This window comes from Azospirillum sp. TSH58 (genome assembly GCF_003119115.1).
GTDB lineage: Bacteria > Pseudomonadota > Alphaproteobacteria > Azospirillales > Azospirillaceae > Azospirillum.
In genome coordinates this window covers 2080396-2096540 of sequence record NZ_CP022364.1, presented here as the reverse complement: position 1 = coordinate 2096540, position 16145 = coordinate 2080396, and the positions used below count along the sequence as shown (strand labels likewise).

Annotated in this window: 15 protein-coding genes and 1 pseudogene; 8 read left to right on the top strand and 8 right to left on the bottom strand. The window is 68.1% G+C overall.

Going from position 1 to position 16145, the window contains the following annotated elements; genetic code table 11:
- Window positions 1-34: 34 nt before the first annotated feature.
- Window positions 35-280 carry a hypothetical protein gene (locus TSH58p_RS13435; protein ID WP_014239362.1) on the bottom strand — a complete coding sequence of 82 codons (246 nt, stop codon included), beginning with the start codon at window positions 278-280 and terminating at the stop codon, window positions 35-37.
- A gap of 423 nt (window positions 281-703) precedes the next feature.
- Here TSH58p_RS13435 and TSH58p_RS13430 point away from each other — a divergent pair, with 423 nt between their 5' ends.
- A complete protein-coding gene (locus TSH58p_RS13430) occupies window positions 704-1594 on the top strand; it encodes a LysR family transcriptional regulator (protein WP_109071012.1) in 891 nt (296 codons plus the stop codon).
- A 473-nt stretch (window positions 1595-2067) separates the two neighbouring features.
- On the opposite strand, the gene TSH58p_RS13425 is transcribed toward TSH58p_RS13430, so the two are convergent.
- The 4 genes from TSH58p_RS13425 to TSH58p_RS13410 all read right to left on the bottom strand — a co-directional run bounded on the left by TSH58p_RS13425 (window position 2068) and on the right by TSH58p_RS13410 (window position 4622).
- Window positions 2068-2463 carry a hypothetical protein gene (locus TSH58p_RS13425; RefSeq protein ID WP_247874127.1) on the bottom strand — a complete coding sequence of 132 codons (396 nt, stop codon included), beginning with the start codon at window positions 2461-2463 and terminating at the stop codon, window positions 2068-2070.
- 94 nt (window positions 2464-2557) lie between these two features.
- Complete coding sequence (locus tag TSH58p_RS13420; protein WP_247874128.1) at window positions 2558-3073, bottom strand: hypothetical protein; 516 nt, start codon at window positions 3071-3073, stop codon at window positions 2558-2560.
- 205 nt (window positions 3074-3278) lie between these two features.
- Window positions 3279-3665: a hypothetical protein gene (locus tag TSH58p_RS13415; RefSeq protein WP_109071009.1), complete on the bottom strand. Its 387-nt coding sequence runs from the start codon at window positions 3663-3665 to the stop codon at window positions 3279-3281.
- A gap of 117 nt (window positions 3666-3782) precedes the next feature.
- The gene (locus TSH58p_RS13410; RefSeq protein WP_109071010.1) at window positions 3783-4622 is read right to left on the bottom strand and encodes a universal stress protein; all 840 of its coding nucleotides are present in this window, start codon (window positions 4620-4622) and stop codon (window positions 3783-3785) included.
- A 459-nt stretch (window positions 4623-5081) separates the two neighbouring features.
- On the opposite strand from TSH58p_RS13410, the gene TSH58p_RS13405 reads away from it, so the two are divergent.
- Together TSH58p_RS13405 and TSH58p_RS13400 are read left to right on the top strand one after the other, a co-directional pair.
- Window positions 5082-6830: a bifunctional diguanylate cyclase/phosphodiesterase gene (locus tag TSH58p_RS13405; protein WP_109071011.1), complete on the top strand. Its 1749-nt coding sequence runs from the start codon at window positions 5082-5084 to the stop codon at window positions 6828-6830.
- A 50-nt stretch (window positions 6831-6880) separates the two neighbouring features.
- Window positions 6881-7689: pseudogene (locus TSH58p_RS13400) on the top strand (IS5 family transposase).
- A gap of 32 nt (window positions 7690-7721) precedes the next feature.
- On the opposite strand, the gene TSH58p_RS13395 reads toward TSH58p_RS13400, so the two are convergent.
- Window positions 7722-8357: a glutathione S-transferase family protein gene (locus TSH58p_RS13395; RefSeq protein ID WP_109070777.1), complete on the bottom strand. Its 636-nt coding sequence runs from the start codon at window positions 8355-8357 to the stop codon at window positions 7722-7724.
- A 247-nt stretch (window positions 8358-8604) separates the two neighbouring features.
- On the opposite strand from TSH58p_RS13395, the gene TSH58p_RS13390 reads away from it, so the two are divergent.
- The gene (locus tag TSH58p_RS13390; RefSeq protein WP_109070776.1) at window positions 8605-10020 is read left to right on the top strand and encodes an aspartate aminotransferase family protein; all 1416 of its coding nucleotides are present in this window, start codon (window positions 8605-8607) and stop codon (window positions 10018-10020) included.
- Between the two features lie 90 nt (window positions 10021-10110).
- On the opposite strand, the gene TSH58p_RS13385 is transcribed toward TSH58p_RS13390, so the two are convergent.
- A complete protein-coding gene (locus TSH58p_RS13385; RefSeq protein WP_109070775.1) occupies window positions 10111-10521 on the bottom strand; it encodes a hypothetical protein in 411 nt (136 codons plus the stop codon).
- A gap of 455 nt (window positions 10522-10976) precedes the next feature.
- On the opposite strand from TSH58p_RS13385, the gene hemA reads away from it, so the two are divergent.
- The 3 genes from hemA (at window position 10977) to TSH58p_RS13370 (ending at window position 13806) form a co-directional block, all read left to right on the top strand.
- Window positions 10977-12191, top strand: coding sequence for a 5-aminolevulinate synthase (hemA, locus tag TSH58p_RS13380; protein ID WP_109070774.1), 1215 nt, complete (start codon window positions 10977-10979; stop codon window positions 12189-12191).
- 180 nt (window positions 12192-12371) lie between these two features.
- The gene (locus TSH58p_RS13375; RefSeq protein ID WP_109070773.1) at window positions 12372-12917 is read left to right on the top strand and encodes a hypothetical protein; all 546 of its coding nucleotides are present in this window, start codon (window positions 12372-12374) and stop codon (window positions 12915-12917) included.
- A 112-nt stretch (window positions 12918-13029) separates the two neighbouring features.
- A complete protein-coding gene (locus TSH58p_RS13370; protein WP_109070772.1) occupies window positions 13030-13806 on the top strand; it encodes a response regulator in 777 nt (258 codons plus the stop codon).
- 213 nt (window positions 13807-14019) lie between these two features.
- Here TSH58p_RS13370 and TSH58p_RS13365 read toward each other — a convergent pair whose 3' ends face one another.
- Complete coding sequence (locus TSH58p_RS13365; protein WP_109070771.1) at window positions 14020-14757, bottom strand: SDR family NAD(P)-dependent oxidoreductase; 738 nt, start codon at window positions 14755-14757, stop codon at window positions 14020-14022.
- Window positions 14758-14912: 155 nt separating this feature from the next.
- Here TSH58p_RS13365 and TSH58p_RS13360 point away from each other — a divergent pair, with 155 nt between their 5' ends.
- Entirely contained in the window at window positions 14913-16133 is a 1221-nt protein-coding gene (locus tag TSH58p_RS13360) for a ChaN family lipoprotein (RefSeq protein ID WP_109070770.1), read from the top strand.
- The last annotated feature ends 12 nt before the right edge of the window (window positions 16134-16145 follow it).

Here is a 16145-nt window from a genome sequence, read left to right as displayed (position 1 = left end):
GGAACAGCGGGGGGCCGGAACAGCGGGGGCCGGATCAGCGGTCCTCCCAGTCCGGCTCGTCGGCCTTGAGAAGCTCCAGGAGCCGGGCGACCCGTCCCGAGGGGGGATGCCGCGTCGCCTCCCCCATGTAATCGTCGGCGCCGGTCCAGCTGGTGGCCTCCATCAGTTCGGCGGGCGTTGCGCCCGTGCCGATGATGCTGGCGATGCGCATGTCGTCCAGGCGCCCGCAGATGTCGATGACCTGATCGCGGGTGAGCGCCGGCTGATGCTGATCGGGCATTCGGACCCCCTCCTTCCCAAATCCGCCTCACCCCCGATTTGCGACCCGTCCGCCGTCCGGCGCAACGGCGCAAGGGGGGAAGCCCCGGCGCAACAAGGGGGATGCGCCTTCCCAGGCTTCGCTGGCCCGAGTCTCCCGGTCCCGCGCCGGGCCTCGATTATCGTCCGAGCAAATCCAGCGCCGCGAAGTCGTCCTTCGGTTGCGGGAACGGCAAAAATCCCACAATGCGGGATAAAGAAATGTGCGCTCTTCGCAGCACAAAGGAAAATTCTTACCAAGCTTGGCTCTTTTTCGTGCGGTGAGCCTTTGGTTGGGGGTGCGTTCGCCGCGCGTTCCCGGTATAAATGAGCATGGCGGCTATGCGCCGTCTTCAAGAATGAACGGGAGGCTCCCCGCCAGGGCGCGGGCAGCAAGACAGGCATGATGGACTGGGACAAGCTTCGGGTCTTCCACGCCGTGGCCGAGGCTGGAAGTTTCACGCACGCCGGCGAGACGCTGAACCTCAGCCAGTCGGCGGTCAGCCGCCAGATCAGCGCGCTGGAGGAGAGCCTGGGCGTGCCGCTGTTTCACCGGCACGCGCGCGGCCTGATCCTGACCGAGCAGGGCGAGCTTCTGCACCGCACCGCCCGCGACGTCTTCGCCAAGCTGTCGATGACCGAAGCGATGCTGACCGAAAGCCGGGAGCATCCGAAGGGGCCGCTGCGCGTGACCACCACGGTGGCCTTCGGCTCGACCTGGCTGACCCCGCGCGTCAACGAGTTCCTGTCGATCTATCCGGACATCCAGCTCACCCTGCTGATCGACGACAACGAGCTGGATCTGGCGATGCGCGAGGCGGACATCGCCATCCGCATGAACACGCCGCGCCAGCCCGACCTGATCCAGCGCCACCTGATGTCGGTGCATTTCCACCTCTACGCCCATCAGGACTATCTGAAGAAGCGCGGCGCCCCGAAGATCCCCGCCGACCTGGACGGGCACGACATCGTCGCCTATCCGCCGGACGTCCGCGCCCCGATCGCCAACGTCAACTGGATCAACGAGGTGGGCGACCCGGCCCCGAGCGCGCGCAAGCCGATCCTGCAGGTCAACAGCATCTACGCCATGTACCGCGCCGTGGAGAGCGGCCTGGGCATCGCCGCCCTGCCCGATTTCCTGGTGGACGGCAGCAAGGAGCTGACGCGCGTCCTGCCCGACGTGGACGGCCCGAAGGTCGACGCCTACTTCGTCTACGCCGAGGAATTGCGCCATTCCAAGCGCATCGCGGTGTTCCGCGACTTCCTGGTGAAGAAGGTCGCGGAGTCGGCCTTCTGATCCAGCCCAGCCTTTGTGCAGGCAAGATGTTTGCCTGTTTTTAATGCACAGGCGCCCGGCAAACCATGCCGGGCGCTTTTCTTTTTGTACGGATTGTACCGAAAGCCGCCCCGCATCTTTGCAATCCGGTTGCCGTTTTCTGCGCGAGGTCACCTACCCTTCGGCGCCATACGCCCCCGCACGCTGTTTTCTCTCGTCTTTTCAAAGACTTACAAGCTATGCGGTTCTCGCATGGCCGAATTGGATATTTGGGGATGGAATCCTTTGGGCAGAATGGTCAAATCTTGGGCGTTGGATGTTGCGCCGCAGCATCCGGCGTTTCGTCCCGGAAGCCCGCTTCCGGGGTTGGGTCCTCGGACCCAGCGTCTCCCAGACGTGAAGCCTCCCTGTTCAACTCGCCGCTAGCCCATTGGGTTAGCGGCAGTTTTTTTGTCGGGACGGCACAAACGGATCGGGTGGAAGCGGCGGCCGCATTATTGGGCGCCGGGCAGACGGGCGCCCTCGCGCGCGTAGATCTGGCGCGGGACACAATACTCATCGAGCTGCACCACGACCGCACCGGGCTGGCTGTTCAAGCCCACCCAGGCATCGTAACCGACGATGTCCCCCGGTATGTTGCGATACAGGCCATAGGCAAGGTAGCGGACGTCGGACACCGGTATCCGCACCCCGGCGAGGGACGAGGCGACGGCCCCGTTGCAGCGGTTCGGGCTCAAGCGATCCAGGGCACTCACCGCGCCCGGCTCGGGAGCGGCCTGCGGCGGCGGGCTCAGCCCGGCGCAGGCCGCCACGAAGACCGCCGACGCCATGGCGCCGCCCCGCAGGGTGGTCCGCAGACACGTCGCTTCTTTGAACGTTCCAGCCGTCATTGGATCATCCTCCCGCACGCCGTTCCCTCGTTTCTTCGGGTCAACAGGCGGGAGGATGTCCTGTGCCGGGGCGTCAGCCCACAGCCGGTCGGCCTCAATCCACCACTTTGATGCCCTTCGGACGGCTCGTCTCGGTCGGCAGATGGTCGGCGGACAGGACGCGCTGGTAGGTGCCGTTGGTCTGAACCATCACGCGCTGGCCGGGGCCGAAGACCGGCTCGTTGGCCGCCTGCTCCTGCACGATGGTGATCGTGCGGCCGGTGGCCAGCGTCACCACATACTCGACGCCCGTGCGGTCCGAGATCGCCTGCTCGGCCACGGCGCCGGCCACGGCGCCCACCAGCGCACCGCCCAGGATCGCCGCCACGTTGCCGGAGCCCTTGCCGACGTTGGACATCGCCAACCCGCCCGCGGCGGCGCCGACCACCCCGCCGGCCCCCGTGTTCTGGCCCTGGATGTCCACCGGGCGGGTCGCCATCACGGTGCCGAACTCGACCGAGGTCGCGTGGCCGACGTCGCGGTAGCTGTAGCGGTTCTGGCTCTGGCTGGCGCAGGCGCCAAGCGACAGGGCCGCAACGCCCAGCATCGCCGCGGCCAAGCCGCGCTTCATGGTCCGCCGAACGTTCGTTTCTTGATTGGGAAAGAGCATCGCACCCTCATGCACGCACTGCGCGGCGCTTGGAACCAAGCGCCACCACGGCGAGCATGGCCGGGCAACAGGTTGATGTCCATGCGAGAATGCGCCGCTGTGGTGCCGATGACGGGAAGCCCGCTCCTTTCAAGGTCAAGCGGACCGGGTCAAACGGCCCGGCCGGTCACCAGCCGCCATAGAACCTGACGCTCGGCCCCGGATAGGGGCGCGGTCCCCAATCGTTCCGCCAGGCGCGGTGATGGTGATGACGGGGCGGCGGCCCCCAGTAGGGCGGCGGAGCGACCACGATGGGCGGCGGCGGCCGGTAGCCCGGCACGACGATCACCCGGCTTCCCGGCGGCGGCACGATCACCGAAGGCCCGCCATAGGGAGGACCGCCATACCAAGTCCCGCGGTCGCGCGGGCCATGCGCCTCCGCCACCGTGGGAAGAACGGCCAGAGCCAGCGCTCCGGCGATGCCCAGAACCGCCATGCGGGCCGCCGGACGGACCGACACGGCCACGCCCCGGGAGCGAATGCGGTGGAGAAACGTGGGAATCAGCGCGCTCATGCCGGCCTTCCTTCGCAAGGTCCGGCGGCGCCCGTCGACCGAAGTCCGTCGACCGAAGTCCGGCGCCGCCACACTGGGATGAACAGGCGGCACCGCCGGACTATTCCAGGGCGGGCCTCAATGGCTCATCAGGACCGGAACCGTCATGTGCTCCAGCATGTAGCGGGTCATGCCGCCCAGCACCTGTTCGCGCAGCCGCGACCGGCCATAGGCGCCCATGACCAGCAGGTCGCAGGATTCGTCGGCCACCGTGTTCAGCAGCGTGTCGCCCGGATCGATCTGGTCGGTCACGATGTGGGTGGCCTCCACCCGGCAGCCGTGGCGCGACAGATGCTTGGCGATGTCGGCGCCCGGCTCGTCGCCGATGCCGGCGGGACCGGCCTTGGGGTTGACGGCCATCACCACCACGCGCTTGGCGGCGGTCAGGATCGGCATGGCGTCGGCCACCGCGCGGGCCGCCTCGCGGCTGCCGTTCCAGGCGACCAGCACGCGCTCCCCGATGTGGGGGAAGGTGCCGGCGTAGGGCACGACCAGCAGCGGACGCCCGCATTCGAACACCAGATCCTGCGGCAGCGCAATCGGGCGGTCACGGTCGCGGTGCGGATCTGCCTGCCCGACCACCACCACGTCGGCGTAGCGGCCGTGCAGCGCCGCGCTGTCCGTCGGATGCCCGTAGAGCACCCGCCATTCCGAGCGGTCGGTCAGGCCGTTGCGGCGCACCGCGTCGGCGAAGAGGGCTTCCGCCTTGGCGGTCTGGCTCTCGGTGTAGCCGCGCTGCATGGCGCGCACCTCGTCCGGCAGCTCGGCCTCGACATAACCGGGCAGGGTCAGCGGAACGACGGGGTAGAGGCCGGTGATGTGGCCGTCGGTGCGCGCGGCCAGTTGGGCGGCGGCATCGATTCGCGCCGCTGCGGCGTCGGTATCGTCGACGACCACCAGCAAATCCTTGAGTGCCATGGCGATTCTCCCTCGCTCGCGCGGGTGGGCAATCGTGATGCACCACCTCTTCTCGCGCATTGGTCGAAATTATAGCCCGCCACGGGCGGTTCTGACGACAATCAGAATGGAGAACGCTGGCATGCCGCATCCGCGCGCCCGTCCGGCCCGGTCGCCGGCCTACGATTCGACCCCCCATGGCCCGCGGCAGAACCGGCAACCTGCCGTGGTCCGCCGCGGATCGGCACACGACCCGCCGGCCCGGACCGACGCCGATGCCACAAATCCAATCAACTTCCATCAAAACATCAACCGTGATTTGCACGAATACCCGAGTATGATGGTTGGCCTGGTCGTCCGGCAATTATAGTGGGGCGATGCTTTCCACCTTCTTCGGCGGCTTTGGTTTTGACGGGTGGGCATTCTTTCGCGTAAGTGTTGATCGTGGTTTTCCCAACGGTGTCTCGACCATTCCCGCCCATGAAGCCGGACCCTCACCTCGCCTCCCTTGCCGCAGCCCTGTCCGGCACCGCTTCCGGGGCTCCGGCTCTCGACACCCTGCGGCAACTGCTCGATGTCATGCCGGCGATGGTCGGGCTGCTCGACACGCAGCGGCGGCATCTCTACGCCAACCAGGCCTATCTGGACTATATGGGGCGCACCCTGGACTCCCTCATCGGGACCACGGTCGGCGATATCCTCGGGCCGGAAACCCTGCGCAACAACAGCGCCGCGGTTGAACGCGCGCTGGACGGCGAGACGGTGCAGGTGGAAGGCTGGCTTCCGCGGGCCGGCGGCGGCAACGACTATGTGATGCGGGTGCACGCGCCCTACCGCGACCCCGACGGCTCCATCGCCGGCTATTTCGTCATCATGCAGAACATGACGGAGCGGCGGCGCACCCAGGACGACCTCTTCCGGCTGGCCTATTACGACCCGGTGACCGGGCTGGCGAACCGGCTCCTGCTGGTCAAGCACATGGCCGATTTCCACACGATGGGGGAACCCTTCACGGTGGTGATCGTCGATTTCGACCGCTTCGTCGACGTGCGCACCAGCCTGGGCCAGGGCTTCGCCAACGAGATCCTGACCGACGTCGCCACCCGGCTGAGCGTGCGGGCCGGATCGGTGGACCTGATCGCCCGCATCAGCGACCACGCCTTCGCGCTGCTGATCGGCGGCACGCAGGACCCGCTGGCGGTGGAGGAGCGGCTGTCCACCATCGCGTCGCTGGTGCGCTCCGCCAAGACGGCGTCGGGGGCCTCGGTCTTCCTGTCGGCCAGCATCGGCGTCGCCGCCTCCTGCGACACCCACACCCGGCCCGAGGACGTTCTGCGCGACGCGGAGATCGCCACCGGCCGCGCCCGCGAGCAGGGCGGCGGGCGCCACGCCTGGTTCGACCCGGCCATGCACGCCCGCGTCGTCGAGCAGGTGCGGCTGGAGCACGACCTGCGCCGCGCGCTGGAGCGCGGCGAGGAGCTGTGGGTCGCCTACCAGCCGATCGTCGAGATGGTCACCGGCGGCCTGGCCGGGTTCGAGGCGCTGGTGCGCTGGAACCATCCGGAGCGCGGCAACATCCCACCCGGCGTCTTCATCCCGATCGCCGAGAGCACCGGCCTGATCGTCACGCTGGGCGCCTGGGTGCTGCGCGAGGCGTGCCGGCAGATCGCCGCGTGGCAGGACCAGCGCCTGCCCGGCTCCGCCAACCTGTTCATGAGCATCAACCTGTCCACCCGCCAGCTGAACGACCCCGACATGGTCTCGCTGGTGCGCGAGGTGCTGCGCGAGACCGGGGCCGAGCCGTCCTGGATCAAGCTGGAGATCACCGAAAGCGCGGTCATGGAGAAGGCCGAGCAGTCGATCCGCCTGCTGCAGACCCTGCGCGGGCTGGGCATCAAGATGTCCATCGACGATTTCGGCACCGGCTATTCGTCGCTGTCCTACCTGCACAAGCTGCCCATCGACAGCCTGAAGGTCGACCGCTCCTTCGTCATGGCCATGCACCAGTCGGAGGAGAACCGCGCCATCGTCCGCATCATCATGGATCTGGCGCGGCTTCTCGGCTTCGACGTCATCGCCGAGGGCATCGAGACGAGCGCCGACGCCAACCTGCTGCGCGCCCTCGCCTGCGATTACGGCCAGGGCTACCATTTCGCCCGCCCGATGCCCGCCGCCGACGCCGACCGGCTGGTCGGCGCGGAGCATCTTCCCTGGCAGGTGCCGCGCTAGGTTCTGTTCTCAAAGGCTGTGAGGGTTTGGCTGTGCCCTGTTGAAGGGGGATGGCACGATCTGAACTGAGCGATGAGCAGCTTCAGCATTTGCTGGAGTTGCTTCCGCCGGAACGCCCGTGGACGGGCCGGCCGGCGCGGGACCTGGAGCGCACCGTGCGGGCGATCCTGTGGGTGAACCGCACCGGCTCGCCCTGGCGCGATCTTCCGGCCGAGTACGGTCCCTGGCAGACGGCGGCCAACCGCTTCTACCGCTGGCGCAAGGCCGGGGTATGGGAGCGCGTGTTGGAACTGGTTCAGGCCGAGGCGGATGAGGCCGGCAAGTTGGACTGGAGCCTGCACCAAGTCGACAGCACAGTGGTCCGCGCCCACCAGCACGCCGCCGGCGCAAAAGGGGGCAGTTGAACCAAGCGCTTGGCCGCTCGCGCGGCGGCTTCTCAACCAAGATCCACCTGCGCGCCGACCGCCACGGCCAACCGCTCGCTTTCGTGCTGAGCCCCGGTCAAGCCGCCGACCAGAGCGCGTTGACGGTGCTGATGGAGGCGGTCGCAGTGCGCCGAGTGGCAGGTGGACGACCGCGGGAAAGACCCGAGCGCGTGGTCGCTGACCGCGCCTACTCCAGCCAAGCCATCCGCCGCTACCTGCGTCGGCGCGGGATCGGGGCGGTGATCCCACAGCCCTCCAGCCAGAAGCCCTGTGCTCTGGTGGATTGGGCCGCCTATCGCTCCCGCAACGCCATCGAGCGCCTGATCAACCGCCTCAAACAGTTCCGTCGCATCGCCACCCGATACGAGAAACTCGCCGCCAACTACCTCGCCATGGTCCACATCGGGGCTATCCGACTATGGCTCAGGGTTTGAGAACAGGACCTAGACGGCACCCCCTTGCCCCCTCAATAGTAGGGGGCGCCGAGCCCTTCCGCCTCGAACGTCGCCTTGACCGCGGGGCGGTCCAGCACGCGGGCGAGGTAGGGGCCGAGGTTGGGAAGGCTGCGCGCCGGCGTGCCCATGAAGCGGGTCCAGCGGGCCAGCATGAACAGGTAGGGATCGACGGCGCTGCAGCGGTCGCCCAGGAACCACGCCTTGCCCCCCAGTTCGCGGTCCAGAAGCCGGAAGCGCTCCAGCAGCCGCGCCTCGGCCATGGCCTTGACCGACGCCTGCGCCTCCGCCCCCTCGGCATGGCGCTCCGGGTAGAAATAGACCAGCATGTCGGCCTGGACGGTGTTGGTCAGGAAGACCAGCCACTGGTAGAAATGCGCGCGCTCCATCGTGCCGGGCGCGGGGGCCAGCCCGGCGGCCGGGTGCGAATCGGTCAGATGCAGGCAGATCGCCGCCGCCTCGAACAGCACCAGATCGCCGTCCACCAGCGTCGGCACCCGCCCGTTGGGGTTCAGCCGCAGATAGTCCGGCGCCTTGTGCTCGGCGGTGGCGCGGTCCAGCAGGACCAGATCGAAGGGCAGCCCGATCTCGCGCAGCAGGATGTGCGGCGCCATCGACGCGCTGCTCGGCATTCCATACAAGGTGATCATCGTTCCCCTTCCCTTCCGCTATCCCGGAGCGTCTGCGACGAGCCTGGGCGCAAGGCTTTTACCACAGGGACACGGAATCGCGCGGGGTGCCATGCAGGACGGGAATGCCCGCTCCACCCCGCGATTCTCCGGCTTTGTCAGGAGGGCCAACCATGCCTATGATCGGGGGCGCCGTTTAACATTTTCAACAGCGGCGAACCAGCATCGGCAACGACCGACTCCGGCAGCGAACACAGGGATAGAGACCATGACCGAACAGGGCGCCGCGGCGACTGAAAATTCCGGGGCTGACAATCTTGGCGCCGGGAATTCCGCCGCCAGCCGCGACAAGGCGTATTTCCTCCACCCCTACACGAACCTGCACGCGCACGAGACCCAGGGCCCGCTGATCATCGAGCGCGGCGAGGGCGTGCGCGTCTTCGACGACAGCGGCAAGGAATACATCGAGGGTCTGGCCAGCCTGTGGTGCGTGTCGCTGGGCTGGGGCGAGGAGCGCCTTGTCGAGGCCGCCACCCGCCAGATGCGCAAGCTGCCGACCTACCATGTGTTCGGCCACAAGAGCCATGAGCCGGGCATCGATCTGGCCGAGCGGCTGATCAAGCTGGCCCCGGTGCCGATGTCCAAGGTGTTCTTCGCCAACTCCGGGTCGGAGGCGAACGACACCGCCGTCAAGCTGGTCTGGTACTACAACAACGCGCTGGGCCGCCCGGAGAAGAAGAAGATCCTGTCGCGCGTGAAGGCCTATCACGGCGTCACCGTGGCGACGGCCAGCCTGACCGGCCTGGTGAACAACCACCGCGACTTCGACCTGCCGATCGCGCGCATCCAGCACACCGACTGCCCGCACCACTACCGCTTCGCCGAGCCGGGCGAGAGCGAGGAGGATTTCGCGACCCGTCTGGCGGAAAGCCTGGAGGCGCTGATCCTGGCCGAGGGGCCGGAGACCATCGCCGCCATGTTCGCGGAGCCGGTGATGGGCGCCGGCGGCGTCATCGTCCCGCCCGCGACCTACTTCGCGAAGATCCAGCCGATCCTGAAGAAGTACGACATCCTCCTGGTCGCCGACGAGGTGATCTGCGGCTTCGGGCGCACCGGGAATTTCTGGGGCAGCCAGACCATGGGCATGCAGCCGGACATCATAACCTGCGCCAAGCAGCTGTCCTCCGGCTATCTGCCGATCTCCGCCGTGATGGTGTCGGACGCGGTCTACCGGGCCTGCGTCGACGAGAGCAAGAAGATCGGCACCTTCGGCCACGGCTACACCTACTCCGCCCACCCGGTGGCGGCGGCGGTGGCGATCGAGACGCTGAAGATCTACGAGGAGCGGGATCTGGTCGGCCATGTCCGCGCCGTCGCCCCGCTGTTCCAGCGCCGGCTGAAGGCCCTGGCCGACCACCCGCTGGTCGGCGAGGCGCGCGGCGTCGGGCTGATCGGCGCCCTCGAACTGGTCGCCGACAAGGAGACCAAGGCCCCGTTCGATCCGGTGGGCCGGGCCGGCGCCGTGGTGAACGGGCTGAGCCAGGAGAACGGCCTGATCATCCGCGCCATGGGCGACAGCGTGGCGGTCTGCCCGCCGCTGGTCATCGGCGAGGAGGACATCAACCTGATGTTCGACCGCCTGACCATCGCGCTGGACGCCGCGATCCCCGTCCTGCGCGGGTAACGGCCGGCTCCGCGACGACGAAGGGCCGCCCCGCCATCCGGCGCGGGCGGCCCTTTTCATGCGAAGGCGGCGTTCAGGCCGGGGCGGACGTCAGGAACGCGCGGTGTTGATGACGTGCGACGAGACCTGGACGCCCGCCGCCGCCGCGTCGCGGATCAGCGCATCGGCGGTCGGCCAGACCATGCGCCCATCCAGCTGCACCAGCGTGTCCTCGTGCACGGCCATGTAGCCGCCCACGCTGGCCATGAAGATCAGACGCGCCAGACGCGCCGTCGACGGCGCGGACTCCGGCGGCGGCCCCTCTTCGGCGCGGGCGGAAGGCGGCACGGCGGGGCGCCGCGGCAGGGACGGCGCCGGGGACACCACGGGGGACACCGCCATGGAGGAGGCCGGACGGAAGGGGATGACCTTGCTCCCGTCGGGGCCGATGGCGCCACGGCTCAGCTCCGGACCGGGCACTCGCCGCCCCCGCGCACTGTCGAAGGTCAGAACGGCATTCATGGCACAACACTCCTCGTCAACGGCGTGAGTGGATGGTCTCATTTTCCCTTATTATCGTCCATACCACCTTGTTCGTAAAAGAACAGGCCAAACGTATTCGGCGCATAAGGGCAGGAAAAGCACCAGACTTTGCTATCCGTCATATCTCACGAACATTCAAAATCACTTGTGATTATTAATGGAACGGGGAAGCGAAAGGGTGTTTCCCAACCTCGGCAATGGCACGGCAGGCGACGGGCATGAATCGCTCCTGCCCGCCGATCATCCATAGGTCGAATGGTCCCGCGGTGCCGGATCGGCGAGAATTGGCTCCTCACGGGGCGGACCTTTTGACCTTGGTCAATGCCGGGTGGCAACACGGCGACGATCATGCCATCTTCCTAACGTGCTAGGCCCGGTGGCTGGACCGCCCGGACTGCACCCGCCCCTTCGGATGAACGCGAACGGAACGCGCGATGGATTACGAGAGCTTTTTCCGCACCCAGATCGCCAGCCTGAAGCAGGATGGCCGCTACCGGGTCTTCGCCAACCTCGAACGGCACGCGGGGAACTTTCCGAAAGCCACCTTCCGCGACGCCGCCGGGAAGGAGCGGGAGGTCACCGTCTGGTGCTCCAACGACTATCTGGGCATGGGCCAGAACCCGGTCGTCCTGAAGGCGATGCACGACGCCATCGACGGCGTGGGCGCCGGCGCCGGCGGCACGCGCAACATCTCCGGCACCAACATCTACCATGTGCTGCTGGAGCGCGAGCTGGCCGACCTCCACCGGAAGGAGGCGGCGCTGCTCTTCACCTCCGGCTACGTGTCCAACGACGCGACGCTGGGGACGCTGGGCAAGCTGCTGCCGAACTGCGTGATCCTGTCGGACGCGCTGAACCACAATTCGATGATCACCGGCATCCGCAACAGCGGCGCCGAGAAGCACATCTTCCGCCACAACGACCCGAAGCACCTGGACGAGCTGCTGTCGCAGATCGCCCCGGACCGCCCGAAGGTCGTGGCCTTCGAGAGCGTCTATTCCATGGACGGCGACGTCGCCCCGATCCATGACCTGTGCGACGTCGCCGACAAGCACGGCGCCATGACCTATCTGGACGAGGTGCACGCGGTCGGCATGTACGGCCCGCGCGGCGGCGGCGTGGCGGAGCGCGACGGCGCCATGGACCGGCTGACCATCATCGAGGGCACGCTGGGCAAGGCCTTCGGCGTCCAGGGCGGCTACATCACCGGCTCCACCGCGCTGGTCGACTGCATCCGCAGCTTCGCCGCCGGCTTCATCTTCTCCACCTCCCTGTCGCCGGTCCTGGCCGCCGGGGCGCTGGCCAGCATCCGCTACCTGAAGACCAGCCAGACGGAGCGCGACCAGCACCAGGAGCGCGCGGCGACCCTGAAGCGCCTGATGGCCGACGCCGGCCTGCCGGTGATGCCGTCGGCCAGCCACATCGTCCCGGTGATGGTCGGCGACGCCCACCGCTGCAAGCGCGCCTCGGACGAGCTGATGGAGCGGCACGACATCTACGTCCAGCCGATCAACTACCCGACCGTGCCGCGCGGCGCCGAGCGCCTGCGCTTCACCCCCACGCCGCTGCACAGCGACGCCGAGATGGCGCGCCTCGTCGACGCCCTGCTCGACGTGTGGAGCCGCCTGGACCTGCGTCTGGCGGCGTAACCCCCGCTTCCCCCCTCCTCCGCGGCTTCCTCCTTGGAGGAGGGGATTCGGTGATCTCCCGGCGATAACGGCATCGGCGCTCTGGACTTGTGGGCCGGAGCGCCTTACCTTTAGACGTTGCTGAGAACGTTTCGCAACGTTCGGTCCGCATCCGTCAACGCCACCGCCCAGGGGTTCGCCATGTACCGTGACAACTCGCTGATGCCGAAGGAGGCCGTGCGCCTCGCCGTCCTGGGCACGCTGATCCAGAACGGGCCGCAGCGTTACGCCGAACTGGCCGGCGCGCTCCGCCATTTCCTCGACCGCATCGTCGGCCCGTCGCTCGACCTCATGGGCACGTCGCTGGAGATGCTGCGCTACGAGGGGTTGATCGAGGCGCTGGACGGCACCGGCATGGAGGACAACGCCCTGCTCGGCGCCACCGAGGCCGGACGGACGGAGTTCGACACGCTGATGCGCGCCAACGTGCGCGCGCCCTCGGCGGACGGGCTGAACAAGCTGGTGATCGCGCTGAAGCTGCGTTTCCTGCACCTTCTGGATGTCGAGTCGCAGCGCGACCAGATCGACCACCTCGCCTCCCTGTGCGAGACGGAGCTGGCCCGCCTGGGCGACCTGAAGCGGGCGAGTGCGGGAACCGACGGCCATTTCGCCGAATGGCTGGAGCACGACATCGCCCAGGCCGAAGAACGGCTGACCTGGTTCAACAATCTCCTGTCGCGGTTGTGATTGGCGCGGCGTTTTAGCCGCCTTCCATGCGGGTATTTGTTTCGCGTTAGGGTTCTGGTGTAGTTTTCGGGGCCATAATGCCTAACCCGAAAGCATAGTCAGGACCCCCGCCATGGCTTCCAACCTGTCGCCCGACGATCTTGAAGACCGCCTGCGCGTCGAATTCATGGACGACGCCCGCGACCGGTTGGAGGTGATGAACGCCGCCCTGGAAGGCGTGGCCAAGGGCACGCGGGAGGAAACCGCGGTCATCGGCGTTCTTCGGCTGGAAGCCCACAATTTCAAGGGCATGGGCACCAGCTTCGGCTACCCCACCGTCAGCCTCGTCGCGCACCGCCTGGAGGAGTACCTGTCCGGGCTGAAGCGGCTGGAGGCGCGCGAGCTGAACGACGCGCAGGTCTTCGTGGACCGCATCGCCGAGCTGGTGGACCGCGCCGAGCAGCCGCAGGTTGCGGAAACGAACCGGATCATCCGCGCCCTGCCGGTGCGCTACCAGTTCGAGATCACCGACATCCAGATCAGCAACGTCGAGATCATGCTGGTCACCCCGTCCAAGGTCGTCGCCAAGAAGCTGGGCAGCGAACTGGCGGCCTGCGGCTTCCGCACCGTGACGGTCAGCGACCCCATCGAGTCGATCAGCCTCGCCGTGCGCGTCCCGCCGGACATGCTGATCGCGTCGATGGTGATGGACGGCCTGTCCGGCCTGGACCTGATCCGTGGCCTGCGCGCGATGAGCGTCACGCACAACGTGCCGATGGCGCTGCTGACCTCGATGAGCCTGGACAACCCGGCGCTCAAGGAGATCCCGCACGGCGTCTCGGTCATCCGCGTCGGCGAGCATTTCGGCGACGACTTCGCGGCGGTGGTGGCGAAGCACAACCTCGGCTGAGGTGGCTCAACGCCCTTGCGGGCAACCGTGGCTTCACGGATTTCGCGGATTTAAAGCACGGATTGCTCGGATTTTTTTGAATGGCTTGCTCAGCAGGGGCTTCTCGAAACGCCAGTACTGAGCAAGCATCAAAGAAAAATCCGTGTCATCCGTGGAGGAATCCGTGCAATCCGTGAAGATCGCGTTGTTCCCAACGGGCAACCACCCCCCGCATCAATACAGGTGCTGCCCGCCGGTGATGAACATCTCCGTCCCGGTGACGTAGCCCGAGTCGGGACCGCACAGGTAGAAGATCACCGCCGCCACGTCCTCCGGCGTGCCCATGCGCTTCAGCGGGATGCGCGGGATCAGCACGTCGTATTCCGGCCCGGTCATCGCGGTCTCGATCTCGCCCGGCGCCACGGCGTTGACGCGCACGCCGATCTCGGCGAACTCCACGGCCATCTCGCGGGTCAGGCCGGACAGCGCCGCCTTGGACGTCGAATAGGCCGACCCCGCGAAGGGGTGCACCGAATGGCCGGCGATGGAGGTCACGTTGACGATCGCCCCCTTCGCCCGCGACAGCGGCGCCGCGAAGCCGCGGGCCAGAACCAGCGGGGCGAAGAAGTTCAGCTCGAACACCCGGTGCCAGCCTTCGATGGCCCCGTTCAGGCAGCCGAGACGCTCCTTGATCGGCGTCTTGGGCGAGATGCCGGCGTTGTTGATCAACGCGTGCAGCGGCCCGCCGTCCAACGCCCGGTTGGCCTCCTCCAGGAAGCGGGCGCGGCTGTCCGGATCGGACAGGTCCGTCGGGATGTGGTGGGTCCAGTTCGGATCGCGCCGGCAATGGTCCGGCACCTCCTCGCGGGAACAGGAAATGACCCGCCAGCCCTCGGCGCTGAAGCGCTGCACGGTGGCGTGGCCGATGCCCCGGCTCGCGCCGGTCAGAATGACGGTTTTACGGTGCGGCATGATGTCCGAGGATACCGCGCTTCGCCGCACCGCGCCAGCGCGGCCGTTGCCGGTCGGACCAGACACCGTTGACGGGCGCCGTTGACGGGCGCCCTGCACCGCCCAACCTTCAGCCTGGGTCCAACCGTTTCACCGTGTCCAGGAGGACCGCCGACGTGCTCCCCCGTTTGATGGCTGTCCTTCTCCTCTCCGGCGGCCTGCTGGCTGGCCTGGGCGACAGCGCCGCGGCGCAGACCGCCGCCCCGGCCAACGCCGCACCGGCCAACGCCCCCCCGGCCAAAGCCCCACCGGCCAACGCCTGCGTGCCGCCCGGCGGCTGGGCCGACGCCGCCGCCCGCCCGCTGAACGCCGCCGACCTGCTGCGGCGCGCCGCCGCGTCGCCCGCCGTTCTGCTGGGGGAACGGCACGACGACGCCGACCACCACCGTTGGCAGCTTCACAGCCTGGCGGCGCTGCACGCGCTGAATCCCGATCTGGCGGTCGGCATGGAGATGTTCCCGCGCAGCGTTCAGCCGGTCCTCGACCGCTGGAGCGCCGGGCAGCTGACCGAGGCGGAGCTGCTGCGCGAGACCAACTGGCCGAAGGTCTGGGGCTATGACGCCCGCTTCTACCTGCCGATCCTGCATTTCGCCCGCATGAACCGGCTGCCGGTGGTCGCGCTGAACGTCGACCGCGGGCTGGTCAGCCGCACCGCGCGCGAGGGCTGGGCCGCCGTTCCCGCCAACGAGCGCGAAGGCGTGGGCGATCCGGCCCCGCCCCCGGCCTCCTACACCGAGCGGCTGCGTCAGGTGATGGCCGCCCACGGGCCGGGCGAGCGCCGCTCCGGCAGTTTCGAGCGCTTCGTCGAGGCGCAATCGGTCTGGGACCGCGCCATGGCGGAGCGGATCGCCGACACCCACCGCCAAGCCAACCGCACCGTCGTCGCCATCCTGGGCCAGGGCCACATCGAGGGGCGCGACGGCGTCCCCCACCAGCTGGCCGATCTGGGCATCCGGAACAGCGTCGTCCTGCTGCCCTGGGACGAGGACCGCCCCTGCGCCGAGCTGGACGGGCGGATCGCCGACGCGGTCTACGGGCTGGGCGAGAGCGAGGCGCCGGCCGAGACGCCCCGCCCCCGGCTGGGCGTGATGCTGGAGCCGGGGCCGGAGGGGGTGCGCGTGCGCTCCGTCACCGAGGGCAGCGTCGCCGCCGCCGCCGGCCTGACGGCGGGCGACCTCGTGGTCGCCGCGGCGGGCTCCCCGGTGCGCGAGGCCTCCGACCTGACGGCGGTGGTGCAGCGTCAGGCCCCCGGCACATGGCTGCCGCTGACCGTGAAGCGCGAGAAGGGCACGGCGGAGCTGGTGGCGAAGTTCCCCGCCTCGCCCGTGGTGGAATAACGGGCTGGAGTG

Bases quoted from the DNA above. Each gene is read 5' to 3' on its own strand.
- TSH58p_RS13405 (WP_109071011.1), top strand. From the start codon at position 5,082: ATGAAGCCGGACCCTCACCTCGCCTCCCTTGCCGCAGCCCTGTCCGGC.
- TSH58p_RS13415 (WP_109071009.1), bottom strand. From the start codon at position 3,665: ATGAGCGCGCTGATTCCCACGTTTCTCCACCGCATTCGCTCCCGGGGC.
- TSH58p_RS13410 (WP_109071010.1), bottom strand. From the start codon at position 4,622: ATGGCACTCAAGGATTTGCTGGTGGTCGTCGACGATACCGACGCCGCA.
- TSH58p_RS13420 (WP_247874128.1), bottom strand. From the start codon at position 3,073: ATGAAGCGCGGCTTGGCCGCGGCGATGCTGGGCGTTGCGGCCCTGTCG.
- TSH58p_RS13375 (WP_109070773.1), top strand. From the start codon at position 12,372: ATGTACCGTGACAACTCGCTGATGCCGAAGGAGGCCGTGCGCCTCGCC.
- hemA (WP_109070774.1), top strand. From the start codon at position 10,977: ATGGATTACGAGAGCTTTTTCCGCACCCAGATCGCCAGCCTGAAGCAG.
- TSH58p_RS13390 (WP_109070776.1), top strand. From the start codon at position 8,605: ATGACCGAACAGGGCGCCGCGGCGACTGAAAATTCCGGGGCTGACAAT.
- TSH58p_RS13370 (WP_109070772.1), top strand. From the start codon at position 13,030: ATGGCTTCCAACCTGTCGCCCGACGATCTTGAAGACCGCCTGCGCGTC.
- TSH58p_RS13430 (WP_109071012.1), top strand. From the start codon at position 704: ATGGACTGGGACAAGCTTCGGGTCTTCCACGCCGTGGCCGAGGCTGGA.
- TSH58p_RS13365 (WP_109070771.1), bottom strand. From the start codon at position 14,757: ATGCCGCACCGTAAAACCGTCATTCTGACCGGCGCGAGCCGGGGCATC.
- TSH58p_RS13425 (WP_247874127.1), bottom strand. From the start codon at position 2,463: ATGACGGCTGGAACGTTCAAAGAAGCGACGTGTCTGCGGACCACCCTG.
- TSH58p_RS13395 (WP_109070777.1), bottom strand. From the start codon at position 8,357: ATGATCACCTTGTATGGAATGCCGAGCAGCGCGTCGATGGCGCCGCAC.
- TSH58p_RS13385 (WP_109070775.1), bottom strand. From the start codon at position 10,521: ATGAATGCCGTTCTGACCTTCGACAGTGCGCGGGGGCGGCGAGTGCCC.
- TSH58p_RS13435 (WP_014239362.1), bottom strand. From the start codon at position 280: ATGCCCGATCAGCATCAGCCGGCGCTCACCCGCGATCAGGTCATCGAC.